General features: G+C 40.9%; 19 protein-coding genes. 16 read left to right on the forward strand and 3 right to left on the reverse strand.

Going from position 1 to position 21,540, the window contains the following annotated elements:
- Positions 1 to 161 precede the first annotated feature (161 nt).
- Both AC6CIB_RS20300 and AC6CIB_RS20305 read left to right on the forward strand, forming a co-directional pair.
- Positions 162 to 401, forward strand: coding sequence for a hypothetical protein (locus tag AC6CIB_RS20300; RefSeq protein WP_498283776.1), 240 nt, complete (start codon positions 162 to 164; stop codon positions 399 to 401).
- Between the two features lie 211 nt (positions 402 to 612).
- The gene (locus AC6CIB_RS20305; protein WP_498283778.1) at positions 613 to 1,113 is read left to right on the forward strand and encodes a DUF3993 domain-containing protein; all 501 of its coding nucleotides are present in this window, start codon (positions 613 to 615) and stop codon (positions 1,111 to 1,113) included.
- Between the two features lie 64 nt (positions 1,114 to 1,177).
- Here AC6CIB_RS20305 and AC6CIB_RS20310 read toward each other — a convergent pair whose 3' ends face one another.
- The gene (locus tag AC6CIB_RS20310; protein WP_498283780.1) at positions 1,178 to 1,411 is read right to left on the reverse strand and encodes a glutaredoxin domain-containing protein; all 234 of its coding nucleotides are present in this window, start codon (positions 1,409 to 1,411) and stop codon (positions 1,178 to 1,180) included.
- On the reverse strand, positions 1,408 to 2,364 hold the full coding sequence (locus tag AC6CIB_RS20315) for an MBL fold metallo-hydrolase (RefSeq protein ID WP_498283782.1): 957 nt from the start codon (positions 2,362 to 2,364) through the stop codon (positions 1,408 to 1,410). The genes AC6CIB_RS20310 and AC6CIB_RS20315 overlap by 4 nt, the downstream gene beginning before the upstream one ends.
- 154 nt (positions 2,365 to 2,518) lie before the next feature.
- Between AC6CIB_RS20315 and AC6CIB_RS20320 the strand changes: the two genes are divergently transcribed.
- From AC6CIB_RS20320 to AC6CIB_RS20330, 3 genes are all read left to right on the forward strand, one after another.
- A complete protein-coding gene (locus AC6CIB_RS20320) occupies positions 2,519 to 2,764 on the forward strand; it encodes a YkuJ family protein (RefSeq protein ID WP_044337569.1) in 246 nt (81 codons plus the stop codon).
- Positions 2,765 to 2,921: 157 nt separating this feature from the next.
- Entirely contained in the window at positions 2,922 to 3,362 is a 441-nt protein-coding gene (gene cbpB, locus AC6CIB_RS20325) for a cyclic-di-AMP-binding protein CbpB (protein WP_498283784.1), read from the forward strand.
- A gap of 595 nt (positions 3,363 to 3,957) precedes the next feature.
- Positions 3,958 to 5,451 carry an MDR family MFS transporter gene (locus AC6CIB_RS20330; RefSeq protein WP_498283786.1) on the forward strand — a complete coding sequence of 498 codons (1,494 nt, stop codon included), beginning with the start codon at positions 3,958 to 3,960 and terminating at the stop codon, positions 5,449 to 5,451.
- On the opposite strand, the gene AC6CIB_RS20335 is transcribed toward AC6CIB_RS20330, so the two are convergent.
- On the reverse strand, positions 5,440 to 6,165 hold the full coding sequence (locus tag AC6CIB_RS20335) for a sulfite exporter TauE/SafE family protein (protein WP_498283788.1): 726 nt from the start codon (positions 6,163 to 6,165) through the stop codon (positions 5,440 to 5,442). The two genes, AC6CIB_RS20330 and AC6CIB_RS20335, sit on opposite strands and share 12 nt — an antisense overlap.
- Positions 6,166 to 6,275: 110 nt before the next feature.
- On the opposite strand from AC6CIB_RS20335, the gene ccpC reads away from it, so the two are divergent.
- The 11 genes from ccpC (at position 6,276) to AC6CIB_RS20390 (ending at position 21,505) form a co-directional block, all read left to right on the forward strand.
- On the forward strand, positions 6,276 to 7,154 hold the full coding sequence (ccpC, locus tag AC6CIB_RS20340) for a transcriptional regulator CcpC (RefSeq protein ID WP_498283790.1): 879 nt from the start codon (positions 6,276 to 6,278) through the stop codon (positions 7,152 to 7,154).
- 94 nt (positions 7,155 to 7,248) lie between these two features.
- The gene (dapD, locus tag AC6CIB_RS20345) at positions 7,249 to 7,959 is read left to right on the forward strand and encodes a 2,3,4,5-tetrahydropyridine-2,6-dicarboxylate N-acetyltransferase (protein ID WP_148968577.1); all 711 of its coding nucleotides are present in this window, start codon (positions 7,249 to 7,251) and stop codon (positions 7,957 to 7,959) included.
- 114 nt (positions 7,960 to 8,073) lie between these two features.
- Entirely contained in the window at positions 8,074 to 9,192 is a 1,119-nt protein-coding gene (locus tag AC6CIB_RS20350; protein WP_498283792.1) for an N-acetyldiaminopimelate deacetylase, read from the forward strand.
- Between the two features lie 224 nt (positions 9,193 to 9,416).
- Positions 9,417 to 11,816 carry a DUF8725 domain-containing protein gene (locus AC6CIB_RS20355; RefSeq protein WP_498283794.1) on the forward strand — a complete coding sequence of 800 codons (2,400 nt, stop codon included), beginning with the start codon at positions 9,417 to 9,419 and terminating at the stop codon, positions 11,814 to 11,816.
- Entirely contained in the window at positions 11,813 to 12,748 is a 936-nt protein-coding gene (locus AC6CIB_RS20360) for an ABC transporter ATP-binding protein (RefSeq protein ID WP_498283796.1), read from the forward strand. Before AC6CIB_RS20355 ends, AC6CIB_RS20360 begins: the two co-directional genes overlap by 4 nt.
- Positions 12,745 to 13,590, forward strand: a complete 846-nt coding sequence (locus AC6CIB_RS20365) for an ABC transporter permease (RefSeq protein WP_498283798.1) — start codon at positions 12,745 to 12,747, stop codon at positions 13,588 to 13,590. The genes AC6CIB_RS20360 and AC6CIB_RS20365 overlap by 4 nt, the downstream gene beginning before the upstream one ends.
- Before the next feature lie 11 nt (positions 13,591 to 13,601).
- Positions 13,602 to 15,095 carry a DUF8809 domain-containing protein gene (locus AC6CIB_RS20370; protein WP_498283800.1) on the forward strand — a complete coding sequence of 498 codons (1,494 nt, stop codon included), beginning with the start codon at positions 13,602 to 13,604 and terminating at the stop codon, positions 15,093 to 15,095.
- Positions 15,092 to 16,093 carry an AAA family ATPase gene (locus AC6CIB_RS20375; RefSeq protein WP_498283802.1) on the forward strand — a complete coding sequence of 334 codons (1,002 nt, stop codon included), beginning with the start codon at positions 15,092 to 15,094 and terminating at the stop codon, positions 16,091 to 16,093. Before AC6CIB_RS20370 ends, AC6CIB_RS20375 begins: the two co-directional genes overlap by 4 nt.
- Entirely contained in the window at positions 16,090 to 16,971 is an 882-nt protein-coding gene (locus tag AC6CIB_RS20380; RefSeq protein WP_498283804.1) for a DUF58 domain-containing protein, read from the forward strand. The genes AC6CIB_RS20375 and AC6CIB_RS20380 overlap by 4 nt, the downstream gene beginning before the upstream one ends.
- A 9-nt stretch (positions 16,972 to 16,980) precedes the next feature.
- Positions 16,981 to 18,741, forward strand: a complete 1,761-nt coding sequence (locus AC6CIB_RS20385; protein ID WP_498283806.1) for a vWA domain-containing protein — start codon at positions 16,981 to 16,983, stop codon at positions 18,739 to 18,741.
- On the forward strand, positions 18,725 to 21,505 hold the full coding sequence (locus AC6CIB_RS20390; protein ID WP_498283808.1) for a VWA domain-containing protein: 2,781 nt from the start codon (positions 18,725 to 18,727) through the stop codon (positions 21,503 to 21,505). Before AC6CIB_RS20385 ends, AC6CIB_RS20390 begins: the two co-directional genes overlap by 17 nt.
- Positions 21,506 to 21,540: the final 35 nt, after the last annotated feature.

Genomic DNA, 21,540 nt, shown 5'->3' on the forward strand with positions numbered 1-21,540 from the left:
TAAGGTCATAAGTCAAATCTGTCAAAAAGGCAAAAAGGCGCCTTTCTGTCAGCTTCGGCTTATGCTTGTCGCCTCTGGGCAAAGCCCCTCCGCTTTTCTTGTATAGCCTTTTCCTATTGGGACAAATTATTCTTAAGGACATTATGTAAGGAGGGGCTATGATGAGTATATATATGATTGTGCTTGCCCTGATTGTTATAGGGATAGCCGGTTATTCGTTGGTGTATACCTTTAAACTGGCTGGACAGGAAAAGCGGCTGAAGGGTGAATATGATACAGACATACCGGATGTTGTGAAGGAGCATCCTTTTATTCGAAATCCTATTTTCTTGTCTATCTTAATTGCCACCATTCTAATTACACTGTTCATTATATATTGGTCCGTTCGCTATTTGTCATAATTAAGAGGGTGCCGCATGTAATCATGCGGCACCTTTTTTGGTTAAATGTACCATTGATTTTCGTGTTTGACTGTCACCAATAGGGGGAATTTTACAACCAAACCAAAATATATGTCAGTCCTTGTTAGGATTTAACGAACAAATGATAACCAATCGACAATTTTCCATTGCTACAATAATTTCAACAAGTTTTTTAAGGGAGGGAAAGCAAATGGAAATGAAAAAATTATGGCTATTATTTCTTATCGTAGGGCTCGTTACAGCGGCATGCGGGCAAGTCAGTCAAACCCAAGCATCAGAATTTACTGAAGATAACGCATTGTCTCTTGTGGAGGATGCCTTTCGTACCCAAGTATCATTAAGTGAAAAACCACAATCGAAGAAACGGATTAATGACAAGCTGTCACAGTATTTCACAAAAAATCTAACAGCAAGCTTCATAAAGGAGAATGTATATGAAGTTGAGGGCGGTTATATCACATTTGGATCGGACTTCGCACCACACTATATTCCATTTTTTAAGTATGATGAGTCTACTAACGTAGAATACATAGATGGAAATTGGTACGTGTGGGAAGAACGAACAGGTGAGGAAGAAGGTCCTGTTTCCCAGGTTTCAGGTATAGAAGCAGTCGTATTAAGTGAAGAAGAAGGTACTTGGAAGGTTTCATCCATTACGTACGAGTTACCAGAAAGAATTCAATCCCAATAATACAAGAAAAGTTGGCCGTGAAAAGTGGATGGGCCAACTTTTTTGTCGTTGAAAAACGTAATGCTTATTTGTTTAATGCTGCCGTTAGGGCTTCTAAGTTGAAGCCTGAAATCACTTCAGAGTCCACTGTGATTGTCGGAGTAGAATAAGACTTCAGCTCTTTTACAAGGTAATCTCTTGCTTGTTCATCTTCTTTGATATTGATTGCTTTGTATTCAACATTGTGTTCCTTCAAATACATTTTGACCACTTCACAGGGTGGGCATTCTGGTTGAGTGTATAAAGTGACTTTTTTCATGATGGTTTTTCTCCTTTGCTTTGTCTTACGAAATAATCTACGATTCCCATTGCTGATACGTTCGTATCCAGAGTTAATAATTTGAAAATCGGGTTGTCAGGATCAACGCCCTTTTGGACCATTTTACTCTTTGTAAGTTCAAAAAGTACAGCAGAAATCGCATTTACGTTCTCTTCCCCCGTTCTTTTGGAAGAGAACTGTTCCTCACTTTTTTCCATGAAAAGATCAAGCCATTTTTCTACTTCCCCTAATGCAAATGATACTTCTTCAGTGACACCATAGTGCCCAAAATACAAGCGATCGAGCTGCAAATCCTTAAACATGCGTATGGAATCCTTCATGTTTTCAGGGCTAAACTGATTGGGAGAAGTAGAAGGGATATAGAAGTGCTTTGACCCCACCGTATACTGGATTCCGCATGTGTCCCCGGTGAATAGCCCATTTGAAACAGAGTCAAAGATACTTAAATGGTGATTGGCATGACCAGGAGTGTGGTAAAACGTTAATGTACAGTTTTCGCTCAGATTCAGTTTTTCTTCATGCTCCATCACAATCATCCGGCCTTCCGGAATGGGTACAATCGGGTGGAAAAGATCGTCGAATTTCTCTCCATATACCGCTTTTGCTCCTGCGATCAAGCGTGTAGGGTCTGAAAGGTGACGACGTCCTTTCGGGTGAACGATGACCTTTGCATTGGGGCATTCTTTCAGGAAAAGACCGGCACCCCCCGCATGGTCAAGGTGTATATGAGTTAAAATTATGTATTGAATATCTTCAAGATTAATGTTTAACTTAGAGAGACCTTTTTTTAGATGAGGTATAGAAGGACTGGCAGATGTTTCGATAATGGTAAGGGACTCTTCGTTTATAATATAACTTCCTGTACGTTCCTGTAGTGACAAATCCATTAGATCAACTAACGATATTCGGGAATCTATACGATAAATACTCATCGGATCCATCCTTTCCGGGGAGAATATATTTCTACCCTTTCATTATAAAGGAATTTATGTAGAAAAAGGACAAAACATTAGATTTTACAGGATAGTATCTGGTACAATGCAAAAGCTATGACCAAGAATTAGAACAGGAAAGGAGAGACCGATTATGTCTCAGCTTCTTGGAATTATACAAAGATTAAAATCATTACAAGAGCAAGGTGAACAAGGGGAAACTCAACAACGGTTTTTCGAATACAATGGAAAGAAAATTTGTGAGGTAAAGTATTTACCAAAACAAGATACATTCGAAATTGAAGTCATGAATGAAAAAGGAAGCAGTTTTCCTTTTGATAACATAGACATTACAGCGATTGAAATTTTTGAACTTCTACAAGAAGCTCAACAAGATTAATGTACTAAAAAGGTAACCAGTCGGTTATCTTTTTTAGTCTTTAAACCAATCGTCAAAACATACATTCTCCTTCCGGTATGTTAAAATGGTTAGTGTCTACTTCTTTTGTTAATAGATTGGTACGCAAATTCTTATTTTTTAAAATGAGGGGTTATACATGATTTCATTGAGTAGCAAGGAGTTATTAGAAACGAATATTAAAGATTTCATTATTCCTTCTGAGAAGGTGGCTCATGTTCAAGTGGGGAATTCCTTGGAGCATGCGTTACTATTACTCACTAAGAGTGGTTACTCAGCCATCCCTGTGCTTGATCCGACATTTCGTTTTCAGGGCTTAATCAGTTCCAGTTTAATCACAGATTCCATTCTTGGTCTTGAGCGCTTTGAGTTTGAACAACTTGAAGCAAAGAAGGTAGAGGAAGTCATGACAACTGAATTTCCCAGCGTCTCCTTAGAATCAGATTTTAAGAAAGCACTTGAGCTTTTAGTGAACCATCCGTTCTTATGTGTGGTTTCTGATGATGGATACTTTGAAGGGATCATGACAAGGAGAGTTGTGTTAAAGCAACTTCAACGACAACTGTTTAAAAGGGATTAAACCCTTCATAACAGTTACATAACGGTAAGATCATATAGGATGGCATATTTGTCATCCTCTTTATTTTTAATGGCTCTTTTCTCAAATTTTGTTGTTTTATAACATAGATCTGCCAGGGGCTCTGTCAATCAGTGTGTGTGTGATGGTGAGGGGAACTGCTCCGCTTGCAGCTAGCGTTCGGCCGAGCCTCCTCAGCTTAGCCGAACGGGGTCTCGGCACGCCCAAAATCCGCCGGAGTCTACGCAGTTCCCCTCACCATCTTTAAAAAATTTCGTGACAGAGCCTACTAGTAAGAAAAAACAATCTATTACAAAACAAAATTTATAGTATCTATGCAGAAATCGACTACGGCTCTCTTTAATTAAGTTGTTTTCTCAAATTGTATTATTTTTTTGGATTTTTTTAAGAAACTCATGCTGAGAAAGTTGATTCTCGCTGCAGGTGGTCGACTCCTGCGGGAATAACGGGACAGTCCGAAAAGTGGAGGCACACCGCCCGCCCCGCGGAAAGCGAGCATCCTGTAGCGGAAATCAACTACTACTTTCTTCTGTAAAATAGCAACAATAATTAGGAACACGATTCAAAGGAGAACAAGATGAGCTGTTTAGAATTGGGTTCTATCAAAAGGACGAAAAAACCGCTTGTATTAATAGCTGTGATGCTGGCTATGTTCATGGGGGCCATTGAAGCAACAATCGTCTCTACCGCCATGCCTGCCATCGTGGGTGATCTTGGTGGCTTCTCTCTGTATAGTTGGGTGTTTTCCGCTTATCTATTAATGAATGCCATAACCGTCCTTATCTACGGTAAATTATCTGATTTATTTGGCAGGAAACCGATTATCACAATCGGGATCGTGATTTTTCTCATTGGGTCCGTTTTATGCGGATTTGCCCAAACGATGGAGCAATTGATTCTATTCCGATTCATCCAGGGACTTGGTGCGGGAGCGGTATTACCTATGGCCACTACTATTGTGGGAGATATTTATTCAAAGGAAGAACGTGCCAAAATACAGGGGTATTTATCAAGTGTATGGGGGATTTCCGCCATTAGCGGACCTCTCGTCGGGGGCTTGTTGGTTGAATATGCGAGTTGGAGGTACGTGTTTTGGGTCAATATCCCTCTGGGCTTATTATCGATTATGGGCCTATGGCTGTACTTACACGAGAATCTTGAAAAGAAAAAACCGGTTATCGACTATGGTGGTGCATTTCTATTAGTCGTAACCCTCTCATCTTTAATGTATTTACTGGTGGAAGGAGGGGTACACCTGCCTTGGGACTCCTGGCAGGCGATATTTCTAATCATCCTTTTCATCTTGGGGTTTGTTGTGTTTATTTGTCACCAACGACGAACGGCACAACCGATGATGCCTTTTGATCTATGGAAGGTCCGTTCCATTTTGGTCGCCAATATCGTTTCACTAACAACAGGCGTTATGTTAATCGGTATCTCAAGCTTCCTCCCTGCCTTTGTACAAGGTGTCATGGAGCGGAGTGCAACTGTCGCCGGGTTTACATTGACGGCCATGTCTATTGGCTGGCCGATTTCGGCTACAATCGCCGGACGCTTATTATTAAGGATCGGCTACTTTAAAACCTCCTTGATGGGGGGAATATCCCTTATAGCAGGTGGTACTATCTTTGTCTTGATGGATCCATCATACGGTCCATTATGGGCTGCGTTTGGATCATTCTTTGTAGGGGTAGGAATGGGGCTAAGCTCTACATCCTTTATCGTTTCCATTCAGTCTACTGTCGAGTGGCAGGTCAGAGGGATTGCGACTGCCACCAATATGTTCATGAGGAATTTAGGTACGACGATAGGGGCTGCGTTATTGGGAGGAATCTTGAACAGCCGCCTGCAGAGATACTTAGAAGAAAGCGGTAATGATTATACCATCAATGATGTGAATATGCTCTTGAATGAACAAGAGAGGGAGCAATTGTCTTCCGATATGCTCGAGTTGTTACAAAATGCACTTACAGGTTCCTTGCAATCTGTATATCTAGTCGTTTTACTTTTTGCCCTGTTTAGCTTTATCGGCATCTTATTTTTACCCAGGGACCAATCGCTAAAGAAATAGATTTTTCCCTAGCTGTAATATAAGAATGAGAGTAAGCACGTTTAATAAAATTTGTACATGTTTCGTAGAAAGCTTAGCTGCTCCCCTTACTGCCACTTGAGCCCCGATTAGTGCACCCAGTGCAAAAGGGATGGCAGCTCCCCATTCTACGTGGCCATTGTGAAAATAGACAGTAAATGCTCCTAAGCAGCTTACAAAAGTCTGAAAGCGGGTGAGAGCTACCGATTTTAAATACGAAAGCCCGTGCAGTAGATGAGTGTACATGAGCATAGTTGCCTGCCCTGGTCCGAATAATCCGTCATACGTACTGATTAAGTACAAAAATCCATAAATTCGAAATGGCTGCCGATTCACCTTCTTTGGCTTGAATCCTTTTATGATACTTAGTAAAAGGGCGGATAACAGAAAGAAAAAGGCCATCCATTCGAGCGAAGAAGGAGATATTCTATCCGAGAAAAATGCCCCTGTCAACCCGCCTGCAAGTGCAATAGGAAGAATTGGTAAACATTCTTTCCATGTAACTTTTCGATCCTTTATTAAATAAACAAAGCTTGAAAAAGAACTCATAATATTAGAAAATTTGGCCGTGGCAATGGCTGTATGAATGGGTAAACCAAGTAGAAGCATCACCGGCATACCAATCAATCCCCCGCTCCCTGCCAACGTTCCAATGAGTGCTACCACCAATCCAGTGAAAAAGAGAATCACTTCCACTTTCCAACACCTCCCCATGTTTCTACTATCAGTCTATTCCATTCTTAATAATAATGAAATTTTATATTAATTAAGATATAATATAAGAAAAACTTATGAAGGTGAAAATGATGGCGTTCTCAGAATATCAATTACTGCATGTACTTGCTCAGGAAATGAACATGCGTAAAGCAGCAGAGCGGCTATTTGTATCACAGCCTGCACTATCACAAAGACTCCAGACGATTGAAAAGGAATGGGGTACCAGACTATTCCTTCGTTCTCAAAAAGGTCTGGCCTTAACCCCTGCCGGAGAGCTTGTGGTGAAGTTGGCTGAAGAAATGTTGCTAAAGGAAGAAAGTGTGAAGGAAAGAATTCAAGCATTGGAGTTCAAGGTTCATGGAACCTTGAAGATTGCATGTGCCTCGATTGTAGGTCAGAATTGGCTTCCTAAAGTACTTAAAAGGTTTGTGGAAACCTATCCTCATGCCAAGATCTCGTTAATGACAGGGTGGAGCAGTGAAATTCTTAAAGCGATTTATGAAAATGAAGTGCATATCGGGATCATTCGGGGCACTCCCGATTGGAAGGGCCCCAAACACCATCTCTTTCAAGATACACTGTACTTAGTCGATAGAGAAATCCAATCGATTGAAGAAGTCATGAAAACTGATCGACCGTTTATCCAATTTAAAAGTGATTCGAATTATTATCAGGAAATTCAAGACTGGTGGCATCGGCAATTCCAGACAACCCCGAAGCGAACGATCGTTGTTGATCAAATTGAAACATGTAAGCAGATGACATTAAATGGAATCGGCTACGCCATTTTACCCGCAATCACGTTAGACGGGATGGAAGAAGATATTTATAAAATCCCATTAATCGATGAACATGATTCTCTGATACACAGGGACACTTGGCTACTGGGCTATGAATCAGCCTTTCAATTAAGACAAGTAGAAGCATTTGTTGAAGTTGTAAACGAATTCATTCATGAAAATTCATAGTTTTAACGTTTAGGGTTGTCTTACATCCTTTAATTTGATAAAGTAATTCAAGAAACAAATTCTGAATTTATACATAATTACGGAGGGTATTCTTATGAAAATGATGGACGCAAACGAAATTATTTCTTTTATTCAAAATAGTACCAAATCTACCCCTGTGAAGGTTTATGTGAAAGGTGACATAGAGGGAATCGACTTTGGTTCATCTTCCCAAACCTTCCTTCAAGGAAATTCCGGTGTCGTATTCGGGGAGTGGAGCGAGCTTTCTACTATTCTTGAAGAAAATAAAGATAAAATCGAAGACTACGTATTAGAAAATGATCGCCGAAACTCTGCGATTCCTCTTCTTGACCTAAAAGGGGTTAAAGCGCGTATTGAGCCAGGCGCCATCATTCGTGACCAAGTTGAAATCGGTGATAATGCGGTCATTATGATGGGTGCAATGATCAATATCGGTTCTGTAGTAGGTGCAGGAACGATGATCGATATGAATGTTGTACTTGGTGGCCGTGCTACAGTAGGGAAGAATTGTCATATTGGAGCGGGTGCAGTGCTTGCCGGGGTCATTGAACCGCCATCGGCAAAACCCGTCGTCATCGAAGATGATGTAGTCATTGGCGCCAATGCCGTTGTCCTGGAAGGGGTAACAGTTGGAAAAGGAGCTGTCGTTGCAGCTGGAGCGATAGTCGTTGATGATGTAGCTCCATACACGGTTGTGGCCGGTACACCCGCAAAGAAATTGAAAGACATTGATGAAAAAACAAAATCAAAGACTGAAATAAAACAAGAATTACGTCAACTGTAATCAATTCAACAATAGCATGATCAAAGAGAGAACGGACGGCTGGCGTCTGTTCTTTTCTTGTAAGGTCTCATTTTCACTATCTATCCATCTATTATTCATGTAAGGAGGATACCCATGTCTATAGTAGACTTTAAGTCGATTAGGAGAGATCTCCATCAAATTCCTGAACTTGGGTTTCAAGAGTTTAAAACACAGCAATACCTATTGAATTATATTTCAAGCCTACCTGCTGACCGAATAGAGATTAAGACCTGGAGAACAGGCCTTTTCGTTAAGGTTCATGGCACCGATCCTAAAAGAATGGTTGGGTACCGTGGGGACATTGATGGCCTGCCGATTACGGAAGAAACAGGATTGGACTTTCCCTCATCACATGAAGGGAGGATGCATGCATGCGGCCATGATTTTCATATGTCGATTGAGCTGGGGGTATTAACCCATTTCGTTCACCACCCGATAGAAGATGATCTTCTGTTCATATTTCAACCGGCAGAGGAGGGACCAGGTGGAGCGAAGCTCATGCTTGAAAGTGAGATCATGAAGGAATGGAAGCCAGATGTGATCTTCGCACTTCACATTGCACCGGAATATGAGGTGGGGACGGTTGCGGTTAAAGAGGGGCTGCTTTTTGCCAATACGTCTGAGTTATTTATTGACTTTAAAGGAAAAGGCGGCCATGCTGCCTATCCACATCAGACCAAGGATATGATCGTCGTTGCCTCTTCCTTTGTCACACAAATGCAGTCGATCGTTTCAAGGAATGTCGATCCATTAGACAGTGCGGTTATCACTGTCGGCAAAATGGAAAGTGGGACGGTGCAAAATATCATCGCTGAAACAGCCAGATTGGAAGGTACCATCCGTACTCTTTCAGCCGAGTCGATGGAAAGTGTAAAAAAACGGCTGGAAGCGTTAATCGATGGTATGAAAATCAGTTATGATTGTGATATTGAGGTGGATTATGGCAGTATGTATCGCCAGGTCTACAATGATCCGGAGTGGACAAATCATTTCATTTCTTTCGTCCAAAAAACGAATCGGAACCTCGTAATCTGTAAAGAAGCTATGACGGGTGAAGATTTTGGTTATATGCTTGAGGAAATACCAGGCTTTATGTTTTGGCTTGGCGTGGATTCTCCATTTGGACTGCATCATTCTAAATTAAACCCTGATGAGGAAGCGATAGACTTTGCCATCTCCCTTCTCTCAGATTATATTGGTGGATTAAAATAATGAGTGTGTATCACGGAACGATATCTACGATATCGTTCCGTGATTTTTTTGGTCATTTTAAGAAAAATTAACATAAATTTCTAAAATGGTCTTGCTAAGAGTTGAAAATAGTGTAAAATTACACTTAAGGTAGATGGAGAATGAGGAAAAAGATAAAAATAATAGAAACTTTTCCCATGATGATTTCGTCTATCTTGTAGAGAGAAAGAAAGAGGGGAAAGCAAATGAAAAGATGGAGGAAAGCAATATTTGTGGTGACATTAGGGTTCTTGATGTTTCTTTTCATGGAAGATACATCATTAGCTCAAGCACAAATTAAGATTACAGTGGAAGAAGGAATCGATGGAAAAGTGAAGGAGGGAAAAGGTTTCCCCCTTAAAGTAACCGTCGAAAATACAGGTTCCGATTTCAAGGGGGATCTATTGTTTGATTATGCTCCTTCCTATCAAACTGGAGGGGCAAGAGCGTTATCCATAGATGTGCCAGCAAATTCAAAACGTACATACACATTATCCATTCCAGGATTCAATGATGAAATCAGGCATAACTCCAATCAGGAAACGATTCATTTGTTCCAAGGATCTTGGAAAAAAGGAAAAGAGATAAATTTTAAAGGGGATAAACGATTAACTCCTAATTTTATCTATAGTAATTATACGACCATTGGCTTATTGAGTGAAAATCCAGACCGTTTGAAGGGAATTAAAGGGGCTAACATGGGCGGGAATCGGGTAGAGGCTTTAACGCTCACAAAGGAAAACATTCCTGAAGAGAAAAGCGGACTTCAAATGCTTGATTATCTTATCATTGACCAATTTAACATATCAGAACTTAGCCAGGACCAACAAAGAGCGTTAAAAAGCTGGGTTGACACGGGTGGAGTTGTATTTATTGGGGGGGCTCCTCATTTAGGAGATACTCTTGGCTCTGTAGCAGATATGGCACCTCTTACTTTCGGGGAAGAATCGACACTCTCCGACACTTCAACTTTTAATGTGAAGAAGAATATAGAGGCTTCCTTTAACTCATTACCAATCTTTAAAGGGACTGTTAAACCAGAATCGGATGTTCTGGTTGAGCAAGACGGGATCCCATTGGTTGTGAAAAGTTCTGAAGGCTTAGGAGAAGTGTGGCAGACGGCATTCTCACTGGGTGATCCTGCATTAAATGCATGGGAAAACTATGACGAATGGTTTGCAAACATCCTTTCTAAAACAGAACCCTACTTTCTACTTGGCCAGTCCAATGGAGATCAAAGTTTCCTGGAGAGAATGTATTATGAAGTAGCCGACAGCAATGAACTCTTTCCGACTACCAATTTTAAAGTAAGTACACTTGTGATCATTCTCATCATTTACTTGATTGTCCTTGTACCTCTGCTCTATTTCTTATTAAGAAAAGTGGATAAACGTGAACAAGCATGGTGGATCATTCCTGCCATATCGGTCCTCGTTTCTTCAGGGATTTTTATCACCGGAGCTAAAGATAGAATCTCAAAGCCTCATTTAAATCAAATGAGTATCTTAAAAGTCGACGAAGATAAGAGCGTACACGGAATTTCAGCTTTTAGCGCACTCTCAAACTCCGGGGGAGACTATGATTTTGTTTCAGATAGGCATAATCTAGATATCACACCTGCAAGGGTCAGGAATAGTACGGGGGGAGTAGATCAGTATAAGTTTGCAGTTGAAGAGATGACGAAGGATAGTAGATCCATTACATTCCGGGATGTAGAGTACTGGTCCACGAGGACTTTACTCGGATCAAGCGAAAAAGAAGAAGTTGGAAAGTTTATACCGGAATTAGTGTTAGAGGACCAAACCTTATCCGGTACGATTCAAAACGATTTTCCATATGATTTTACAGATATTTATATTTGGTCGGGGTCCAGAATGTATCGTTTGGGAGAAGTGAAAGCCGGGGATACGCTCGAGGTCGATAAAAAGCTTTCAACGAATTATTTATCTTCTCCTATCGGGAACCCAAATATGTCAGCGCCATTACCGAATCAGCAAAACATTAAGCAGCAAAAGAAAGAACGTTTGGAAAGTTTCGCATCTCAAATGATTTTTGCGGATAATGAAAATAACTCCCCGGTCATTTTTGGGTATACAGATGCGGAGATATTCCATATGAAAATTAAAAACAAAGAATCCAAGTCTGAAAATTTCTCACTACTCTATCAACACTTTCCTTCCTTGGGAAACTATAAGGGTGCTTTTACACTTAGGAATGAACAGCTTGATCTTGATGTGAAGCCTGTTCAGGGACAGGTGATTGAGCATTACTCACATAATGGTGCAGATGAGATGGGACTCGAAGATGGGACATATGAGCTATCCATTCACCTCCCTAATCAAATTGATTTATCGAAGGTTACTCTTCATTCGCTAAATATAACTCTTCATACAGGAGGGGCGCTTCAGTTTTCTCTGGTCGATCCACAAACAGGTGAACGGCTGGTGCTTTCTGAATCATCCTCGAACTCAATCGAAGTAAAAGAGCAATTGAACAAATATTTGAATGACAATGGGGAAATCGTTTTCGAGTTTGAAAAACGATCTCAAGGGGATCCGTTTGTTCGTCTTCCTAACATTGTGTTGAAAGGAGAGGTTCAACCATGATCGAGATTCAAAACTTATCTAAACGCTATGGGTCGTTCCTGGCCCTTGATGATCTGAGCTTATCCATTGAAAAGGGAACCGTATTTGGTTTTGTTGGTCAAAATGGAGCGGGGAAATCTACGACATTTTCCATTTTGGCTACTCTCTTAGCTCCTACTGCAGGAACGGCTACCGTGAACGGATTCAATATAAGTAAAGATCCAAAATTGGTCAGAAGGCAAATCGGCTATATGCCTGATTTCTTTGGAGTGTATGATCAATTAAAAGCTGACGAATACCTGGACTTTTATGGTGCAAGTTATAAGATTCCTGTAGAGCAAAGAAAGAAGCTCATTCCCCAGCTGTTGGAACTGGTGAATCTATCTCATAAAAAAGATTCCTACGTTGACCTTTTATCCAGGGGGATGAAGCAGCGTCTTTGTTTAGCAAGGTGCCTCATCCACGATCCGGAAGTGCTGATACTCGATGAACCGGCATCAGGGCTTGATCCGAGGGCCAGAATAGAAATGAGGGAAATTCTTAAAGAATTAAAGAAAATGGGAAAAACGATATTAATTTCCTCTCATATCCTTCCCGAGCTGGCGGAAATGTGTGATGAAATTGGCGTGATTGATAATGGGAAACTCGTAGCTCATGGTTCTGTTCAGGATATTCAATTTCAACTGCAGGCAGAGAAACTGATAGTCGTGAGGGTAAGGGGAATGGTGGAGAATGCTGTGGCATTCTTTGAAGACGATCCCTTTGTTTCAAAGGTTGAAGTGGACGAGGAGAATAGAATGTTTCAATTCCTTTATAAAGGAGAAGAAACGGAGCAAGTAGAGCTATTGAAAAAAGCTGTTTTAAACGATATCCAGATTGTGAGTTTCAAAGAAACTGAAACGAATTTAGAAGATGTCTTTATGGAGATCACGAAAGGAGTGACACTTTCATGAAGCAGTTACTTATCAATCCTATGTTAAACAAAGAATTTAAACTTCGCTTTCGTTCATTTAAAGCATTTATCGGAATGTTATGCTACTTAATTGCCGTAGGAATTGTCGTGATCGGTTTCATCTATATGCAAACGCGATTTTCAAATACTGGTTATTTTCGTCCCGAAGAAAGCCGGGTGATGTTTATGATTCTCTCATTCTTACAGCTTGCTCTCGTGTTATTTATTACACCTGGATTAACAGGCGGTGTCATCAGCGGAGAAAGAGAGAAGCAAACATTAAGCATGTTATTGACGACGGAGCAAAGTTCAATGAGTATAATCCTGAGTAAACTGGTATCGTCGGTTTCTTATTTGTTACTACTCGTTGTCTCAAGTTTGCCTCTATATAGCTTTGTATTCTTGTTCGGGGGAGTTTCCCCAACGGATTTACTCTTTGTATTTGGATACAGTTTGTTTCTGGTTTTTGCATTTGGTTCCGTGGGAGTTTTATATTCGACGATCATTCGAAAAACGATCGTGTCGATGGTCACAACCTATGCAACGGTTCTCTTTCTTGCAGGGGGGACGTTATTCCTCTTTATGCTCTCAATGGCAATCGGAAGCGGTCCTTATCAGAATCAGACCAATCCTGCACCGTATCTAATCGCCATGTTTAATCCCGGGATTGTCATGATGGGCCATTTTGAACCAATAGCGATTGAAGAAATATACACTCGCAGCGGCATTACGTTTCCTTTATGGATTTCATTCATGATCATATACACCGTTCTTGCAGTGATTGCCCTGTCCCTCAGTGTCATGAAGCTACGACCAAGCATGAAGGTGAAGAGCGCTAAATAAAGGGTGAGAAGATGGAACATACTCAACAATTTCTTCAATTGCTTCGGCAAATTAGAAAAAAGCTATGGATTAATCAATTATGGTATTACATTCAGCTCCTGCTTGTTTATGCAGGAGTCTTTGCTCTAAGCATCGTTTCGATAGCAGCCTTAGTTGTAATCCCATATTGGGAAAGAATCCTATGGATAGGTTGCCACTCTATTTTCATTGGTCTTGCGATTTTGTTTTATCGAAGAAGAGCCACCTTGAAGGATAGTGCCTTAACCTATGATAGGTTCGTGGACGACAATCGTGTAACGGCCGCTTATAGTAGCCTTCACAGTGGCCATGCCCTATCCTCTTTAGTTGTGTATGATGCATTGAAGAAGATGAAACCAGCTCATCCGGAAGTATTGAAATATGGAAAGAAGAGAATTCAGCCTTCATTCCTGTTATCAAGCGGAATTCTTATGCTTTTATCCTTGCTGATTTTCACTCAATGGGATGCCTCTTTTCGAGAAGCGAATCGGATTGAGAAAGAAAAGGAGATCATTGTGGAGTCAAATGAAAGAATAACAGAACAGGCGAAAAAGAAAGAGAATGCTTCTATTAAAGAAAAGCTGTTGAAGAAAAATGAAGAGCTCGAGAAAGTAAAGGAAGCGACCAAACGATATGGTGAAATAATCAAAAAAGTTAAAGAGCTCGAATTTCAGAAGAAATCAATAGAAAAACAGAATGAAAAGCTGCAGGAAGTGAAGAAAAAGATAGCAGATATAAATATAGAGAACGTAAACAAAGCGCTTCAAGAAAAAAATAGAGATAAACTCCAGCGAGCTTTTAATCAAATGACAAAAGAGCAAAGAGACCAGCTTTTAATGGCTTTGAAATCACAGGATATTGCCTCTTTAGAAGAATTATCAAAATTAATGAAAGAATCGAATAGCGTAGCAGGACAATTAGATCAACTTGCTAAACTTCAAGATGAACTTCAAAATGAAGCCGATCTCTTAAAGAATGCAATTGGACAGAGTGAGACAACAGGTTCAGATTCATTGGCACAGAATTCCGGTAAAGCACCATCTAATCAGGCAAACAGTAAGTCACAGGCAAATAAGGATCCTTCTTCATCTGGCAATGGAAATCAGCCTGGCAACAGTGCTTCAAATTCACCTGGCCAGGAAGGGAATGGAAACGGTGCCGGAACTGGAAACGGTTCTTCCCCTCTAGCAGGAAACGGAGCCGGCAACGGCCAAGGATCCAGAGAGATGCTTTCTGTCCCGGAAAAAATTGAAGGACAGAACCATATTGAACGGGATACAGGCAAATTAGGTGAGGGTGAACAGGGAGAGCGGTTTGAGAGCAATGGACCGGTCCAAAAGGGAACCCTTCGTCCATATGAAGAAGTGTATCAAGACTATTATTCTTCTTACCGGAAGTCGTCAGATCGATCCACGATCCCTAAAGATTTAGAGAATATCGTACAATCCTATTTTAGTGAAATTGATCCAGGGGAGTTGGTAGAGTGAACATAGAAGATAAGGAGCAACAATTTAAGAAAGCTTCTTTGAAGATAACAGATGTGAAGGAAGAGGTTCAGCGCTTTATCGTAGGGCAAGAGGAAATTGTAGAGGGTGTGCTTTGGTCCATTCTTGCAGGAGGTCATACTCTCTTGGAAGGCTTACCTGGATTAGGGAAAACGATGTTGGTGCGTACCCTGGCGGATGTTATGGACCTTAGCTTTTCACGAATTCAGTTTACCCCGGATCTAATGCCTACAGACATCACTGGAACGATGGTCATGAAACAAAGCCGGGACGATCATCATCCGTTTGTTTTCCATCAAGGTCCTTTGTTTCATCACTTAGTGTTAGCGGATGAAATCAACCGTTCGACTCCCAAGACGCAAAGTGCCCTTCTTGAGGCAATGGCAGAGAATACGGTCACTGTGGTAGGCGAAACGATGACGTTGGAAAAGCCCTTCTTTGTCTTGGCCACACAGAATCCCATTGATCTTGAAGGAACGTACCCTTTACCTGAAGCACAAATGGATCGGTTCATGTGTAAAATCTTAGTTTCCTATCCTACTAAAGCGGAGTTGAAACAAATTATCCAGCGTACAACAGGAACCGATGAAATCGTTCTTGAGAAAAAGCTGAATCAAGCTGAACTATTAAGCATTCAGGATTTGGTGAAAGAAATAATGGTCACAGATGAAATGATCGACTTTGCCATTGATCTTATTGATGCAACACACCCGAAAAGTGAAAGAACAACTGAAAGAATCAAACAATATGTTGAATTTGGAAGTGGACCAAGGGGGCTTCAAAATGTCATCCTTATGGCCAAAGCGAGAGCATTAACACAAGGCAGGTTCCATGTTTCCATGGGGGACCTGAAAAAGGTGACTCCTCTCGTATTGCGGCACCGTATGATCCTGAATTTTGAAGGAGAAGCAATGAGTGTTGGAACGGATGAACTCATCCTAGAAATGATCGATTACGTTCAAAAAGGTGATAGTCGGTGAAAACAGTTTGGCACAGCCAGTTTCTAGCTCAATTGAAAAGGCACAGGATTACCAGTAAACGATTAAAGAACGGTCATCATAAAGGCTCACGTCTCGCAACCTATCATGGGAGTTCCCTGGAATTTTCCGATTATCAAGTGTATGAACTTGGGGACGATGTAAGGCAAATTGACTGGAATGTGTATGCCAGAACGGAAAAGGTATATATCAAAAGGTATCTGGATGAAAGAGAAATAAAGGTTCATATTTACCTTGATTGCTCGAACTCCATGTTAATAGAAGATAGGAAGTGGAAGAGAGCGAAAGAATTAGCTGGAGCACTATCCTTTTTAGCTCTTTCAAATGATGATCGGCTTTCTTTGCATTGCATGGGAGCTCATCAACAAAAGAGCTTTATGAAAAAAGGGGCACGAGACGCAAAAGCGATTCTCTATGACATTCAAGAGCTGTCCCTTGACCGTTCAGAAGAAGATGGAATCTGCTTTTTTGAGGAGGTAGGAAAAGGGGTACGAAAAAAAAGCTCGGTTTCCTTTATTCTTTCAGATGGACTCGAATCACTCTCAGTGATAGAGGAAGCACTCAGAAAACTTTCGATTAAAAGAGAAATGGTTTATTTTATTCAACTCCTCGATGAAGAAGAGCTAGCGCCATCCTATCAAGGTGATGTCAAATTAATAGATAGTGAAAAACACCGGGAAGCGAATGTTTCAATAAGTCGGAGGATGGTGGAGCTCTATCAGGAGCGATTACTGAACCACAACAAAGAGATTGAATCATTATGTAAAAAATGGGGGTTTGGCTATACCCAGACAAGTTGCCTGCCACCATTAAACGAAGTATTCTTTAAGGATTTCAAAGAAAATGGATGGATCCGCTGAGGTGATATGATGGGAATAGGGAATCCAATCTTTTTTTTATTTTCTTTTTTTATAGCCGCTGTTATTTTAATGTATTTCTTTCGAAAACAATACAGAAATCAAGTTGTTCCTTCTAATCTACTATGGGAAGAGGTTATGAAGGAATGGCAAGCTTCTCCATGGTTTCATAGATTACAGAAAAATCTTTTGCTTCTTTTACAAGTACTAATCCTTTTCTTCTTAATGATTTCTCTGGTAAAGCCTTACACATTAACCGAAATGGCCCAAAAAGATCATCTCGTCATTTTACTGGACACCTCTGCCTCTATGAATGCAGTGGTGAACAATCGATCTCACTTTGAAGAAGCAAAAGAAGACATTCAATCATTGATTGAAGAATCTGATGGAAAAGTAACCCTATTAGGAGTGGGGAAATCTGTAACCACCATTGTCTCAGAAGAAACAAACGACCGGGTTGTTCTCAACGGATTAAAGAACCTTCCATTATCTAATGACCACGAAGATATGAAAAAAGCGATTCACCTTGGAGAGGCATTGGCAATTGGGTCGGAATCAATCATACATATCTTCTCAGACTCAATAGAAAAAGAGGATTTTACAGAAGAACTTACCAGTCCTGTTCAGGTTCATAATCTTTTGACTAATCCTGTAAATGTTTCCCTTACAAGTTTCGGGGTTGAACGGGTAGGATCTTCGTATAAAGGAGTCGCTGTGATCGAAAATCAAAGTAAGGTATCACAAAGGGGCCACCTCGCTATTTACGATGATAAGAATGAGATCTCTTCAGTGGAACTGACATTGGAGCCAGGAAAGGAAACCGTTGTTCCATTATCTGATCTTTCCCATAGCCCAGTTTATAAGGCGGTAATCGATTTTAATGATGATTACATGGAAGATAACAGTCTTTCAAGTATTCAGGCTGCTACAAAACCAGCCATTCATGTCATAGGTGAAATTAACCCCTTCTTATTAAAAGGATTTCAATCGATCGGAGTAGACGTGAAAACCATTGAAGAGGACCAAAAGACGTCCGGGGATGAGATCATCTTGACGACAAAGGAGAAGTGGCAGCGATTATCGGTCACCAACCCTGCCGTGATTGTTCCGACACGGTCAAAAGAATCCACTCCTCTGGCAAATGGGATTAAGGCAAAGGATGAGGATCCCTTATTAAAACATGTTGACCTGGAAAAAGTGTATGTGGAAAAAGTGAATTCCATCCAAATAAAGAATTTCGAATCAGTTGCCATGGGTGATTCCATTCCTCTCATACAGAAGGGAGAAATGAATGGTCAAAAGCTTGTCTTGTTAAATCTCCACCTTAACGAATCAGACTTCCCATTACATCCGGGTTTTCCAATCTTTCTTTATAATTCTTATCAGTTTTTATCAGAAAATCATGGGTTTTTAGGCTATTATCAACCGGGAGAAGAGAGGATATTATCTCTTTCGGGCGATACATGGGATATATACTCCTCTGAAGGTGATTTTGTAAAACAATGGAATGGGAAGGAAGGGTTCAAGGCACCCGAAGCCCCGGGTGTATATCAGGCTATACGAGGTGGTGACACGAAATACTTCAGTGTCGTACTTGATGATCGGGAAAAACAATTATCAGAAGGGTCTTCATTTTCACTTAAAACCCCTAAAGGAATGAAAAACGAGGAATCAAAGAGCATTCCCCAAACCCTCTCAGTGTGGTTTCTAATGTTGGCGATTCTTTTATTATTTATCGAGTGGGAGGTGTACAGACGTGGGAATCGAATTTAAAGAAATCCTTTGGTTATGGTTAATGATTCCCCTTGGATTTGTACTCTACCTATTTGCCAAACAGGGATTGAAGAGGAAGGAAGAAAAGCTCGTCCTCATTTTAAGGGGATGTGGGATGGGTCTATTGATCATAGCCCTTGCTAACCCATTTATTATGTTGCCGGATAAAGGACGGTCGGTAATCATTCTAGCAGACCGTTCTGCATCTGTGGCGGAACAAGAGAATCACATCCTGAATCTGATCAATCAAGCATCCCGAACCACGACGGAACATGATCGATACGGAATCGTTGCCTTTGGAGAAAACTCGGAAATTGAACGAACAATTTCACTAGAAAGAAATCAAATCGATCAGTTTGCAGGAGAGATCAAAGAGGGAGAAACGAACCTCGAAGAAGGACTGGAATATGCATCGAATCTCCTTACCCGTGGAGGAAGAATTGTCGCCATCACAGATGGGAAGGAAACGACGGGGTCTGGGGGAAATGTCATACCTTTATTAAAGGGAAAAGGGATTGAAGTGGATTGGATCTCCCTTTCATCGGATACGAAAGAAGACGTGGCTGTAACTAATGTTACGTCGCCCTCCATCCAATATGAAGGAGAAGAAACAACCATAACCGTTAACGGGTACAGCACAACAAAAAAAGAGATAGAGATGCGAATATCCCTAAATGATCAATCAATCATTAAGGAAATTGTACAAGTGCAAGAAGGTGACAATGAATTTCAGTTCAAACATGTCGTAGGTGAATCGGGATTGTTGGTATATAAGGCAGAGGTGTTTACTGAAGGGGATGGAAGCAAAGAAAATAATACCCTATACAATCTTGCCCGTTCAGAAGGGCCAGCCAAAGTCCTCCTGGTGAAAAACCCTTCTGGAGAAAGTGCATTAACTCCACTACTGAAATCAGCAGGGTTTAGCGTCGATTCATACAAACCTGAGCAGTTACCGGGAAAGCTGACTTCCTATCTGCAATATCAGACGATTCTTTTTGATAATGTATCTGCCACAAGCATCCCTGAGAATAAAATGCATCTCATGGAAAAAAGCGTCAAAGAATTTGGACGAGGATTTATCATGTTTGGCGGAAGCGACAGTTTTGCCCTTGGAGGATATTTTAAGACACCGATCGAACGATTGCTGCCCGTCGATATGGATGTGAAAAGTAAAAAGGAGCTTCCATCTCTTGGTCTTGTCATTGTTCTCGACCGCTCAGGCAGTATGAATGGTCAAAAGATTGCTCTTGCAAAAGAAGCAGCTGCGAGAACCGTCTCTCTACTAAGAAATAAAGATACGTTAGGAGTCATTGCATTTGACGATCGACCATGGGAAATCGTCGAGACGAAACCACTTTCTGATCGTAAAAAAGCAGAAGAGCAAATACGTTCCATTTCTCCTGGTGGGGGAACAGAAATCTTTACCTCCTTACAGCAAGCGTATAAAAGTTTAGAAGATCTACCTTTAAAAAGAAAACATATTATTCTTTTAACAGATGGACAATCTGCGACGACAGGTAGTTACCAGTCACTTGTAGAGGATGGTCAAGATAAACAAATCACGTTATCCACCGTCTCAATCGGTGAAGGAGCAGATCGAGGTCTATTGAATGATTTGTCTCAGTGGGGAAAAGGTCGATTTTATGATGTTGTCGACGCCGGTGTAATACCGAGTATCTTAACAAGGGAGACTGTCATTACTACAAGGACCTATATTGAAGACAATCCATTTTATCCAGCGATTTCTTCGTCTAAATGGGAATCGTTATTTACCGAAGGCATTCCGCAAATGAATGCCTATATTGCTACAAGTCCTAAAGGCACTGCTCTAGTTGAAATGAAGAGTGAAAAGAATGATCCAATCTTGGCCTCTTGGAGATATGGTCTTGGGAGGACATTTGCATTTGCATCTGATACAACTGGAAAATGGACAGGGGATTTCAGCAGATGGAAAGGATGGCCAACGTTCGTAAATCAGCTTGTTACACGATCGTTTCCTGATATTCAATCCAACCCGTACACCATTGATGTGAAGGATGATCGGGGACATACTCAGTTAAAGCTTTCGGCATCGGAGGGAGATGTCTCACAACTTGAGGTAACGGCACTTGATGAAAGTGGAAAAAAGATTCCTGCAACGACAAGAATCAAGGCTCCGGGAGACTATGAAGTCGAATTTGAGAGCCGGTTATCTCCTGGACTATATCATATGAATATCTCCAAGACAGGTGAAGAGAGTGGAAGCTCATACCAAACAGGCTTTTCGGTCCCATATTCGAAAGAGTACTCCTATAAGGGAGGAACCCGATCACTGGACGAGATAGTAGAAGCAACGGGAGGGAAGAGGTATTCCTCGACTAAAGAAGTTTTTAGAGAGTTCGAAACCAAATCATCCAGAGAACAATCGACTCGACCTCTCTTTATTATTATAGGCTTTCTACTTTTCTTTGGTGAAATTGCCATAAGAAGGTTTGGATTAGGTCCGATAATGGGAGTTTTTAATAAGCTTAAAAGGAGAATACCTGCTTCCGTTCCTAAAGAACAAACAAGCTTTGAACAACTTGGCAGAAAAGTGAAACATAACCGCAAGCGCAATGAGTGGGAGAAACCAATAAGCAGCAAGAAATCTTTGCCTAAAGTTTCAGAGAAAAAGGGGCCGATAAATAATCCCAAGGTTAAAAAGAAAGGAGTGGAGGCTCAAGAGAATAGGGATGATGATCGCCTTCAGCGTCTACTGAAAGCAAAAAGAAGAAGAGACAAATAAAAAGAGAAGGCCAGCGCCTTCTCTTTTCACTTTCG

The organism is Rossellomorea sp. GQ25 (assembly GCF_059758515.1).

Bases quoted from the DNA above. Each gene is read 5' to 3' on its own strand.
- AC6CIB_RS20310 (WP_498283780.1), bottom strand. From the start codon at position 1,411: ATGAAAAAAGTCACTTTATACACTCAACCAGAATGCCCACCCTGTGAA.
- AC6CIB_RS20350 (WP_498283792.1), top strand. From the start codon at position 8,074: ATGTCTATAGTAGACTTTAAGTCGATTAGGAGAGATCTCCATCAAATT.
- dapD (WP_148968577.1), top strand. From the start codon at position 7,249: ATGAAAATGATGGACGCAAACGAAATTATTTCTTTTATTCAAAATAGT.
- AC6CIB_RS20365 (WP_498283798.1), top strand. From the start codon at position 12,745: ATGAAGCAGTTACTTATCAATCCTATGTTAAACAAAGAATTTAAACTT.
- AC6CIB_RS20320 (WP_044337569.1), top strand. From the start codon at position 2,519: ATGTCTCAGCTTCTTGGAATTATACAAAGATTAAAATCATTACAAGAG.
- AC6CIB_RS20360 (WP_498283796.1), top strand. From the start codon at position 11,813: ATGATCGAGATTCAAAACTTATCTAAACGCTATGGGTCGTTCCTGGCC.
- ccpC (WP_498283790.1), top strand. From the start codon at position 6,276: ATGGCGTTCTCAGAATATCAATTACTGCATGTACTTGCTCAGGAAATG.
- AC6CIB_RS20330 (WP_498283786.1), top strand. From the start codon at position 3,958: ATGAGCTGTTTAGAATTGGGTTCTATCAAAAGGACGAAAAAACCGCTT.
- AC6CIB_RS20315 (WP_498283782.1), bottom strand. From the start codon at position 2,364: ATGAGTATTTATCGTATAGATTCCCGAATATCGTTAGTTGATCTAATG.
- AC6CIB_RS20300 (WP_498283776.1), top strand. From the start codon at position 162: ATGAGTATATATATGATTGTGCTTGCCCTGATTGTTATAGGGATAGCC.
- AC6CIB_RS20355 (WP_498283794.1), top strand. From the start codon at position 9,417: ATGAAAAGATGGAGGAAAGCAATATTTGTGGTGACATTAGGGTTCTTG.
- cbpB (WP_498283784.1), top strand. From the start codon at position 2,922: ATGATTTCATTGAGTAGCAAGGAGTTATTAGAAACGAATATTAAAGAT.
- AC6CIB_RS20305 (WP_498283778.1), top strand. From the start codon at position 613: ATGGAAATGAAAAAATTATGGCTATTATTTCTTATCGTAGGGCTCGTT.
- AC6CIB_RS20370 (WP_498283800.1), top strand. From the start codon at position 13,602: ATGGAACATACTCAACAATTTCTTCAATTGCTTCGGCAAATTAGAAAA.
- AC6CIB_RS20385 (WP_498283806.1), top strand. From the start codon at position 16,981: ATGGGAATAGGGAATCCAATCTTTTTTTTATTTTCTTTTTTTATAGCC.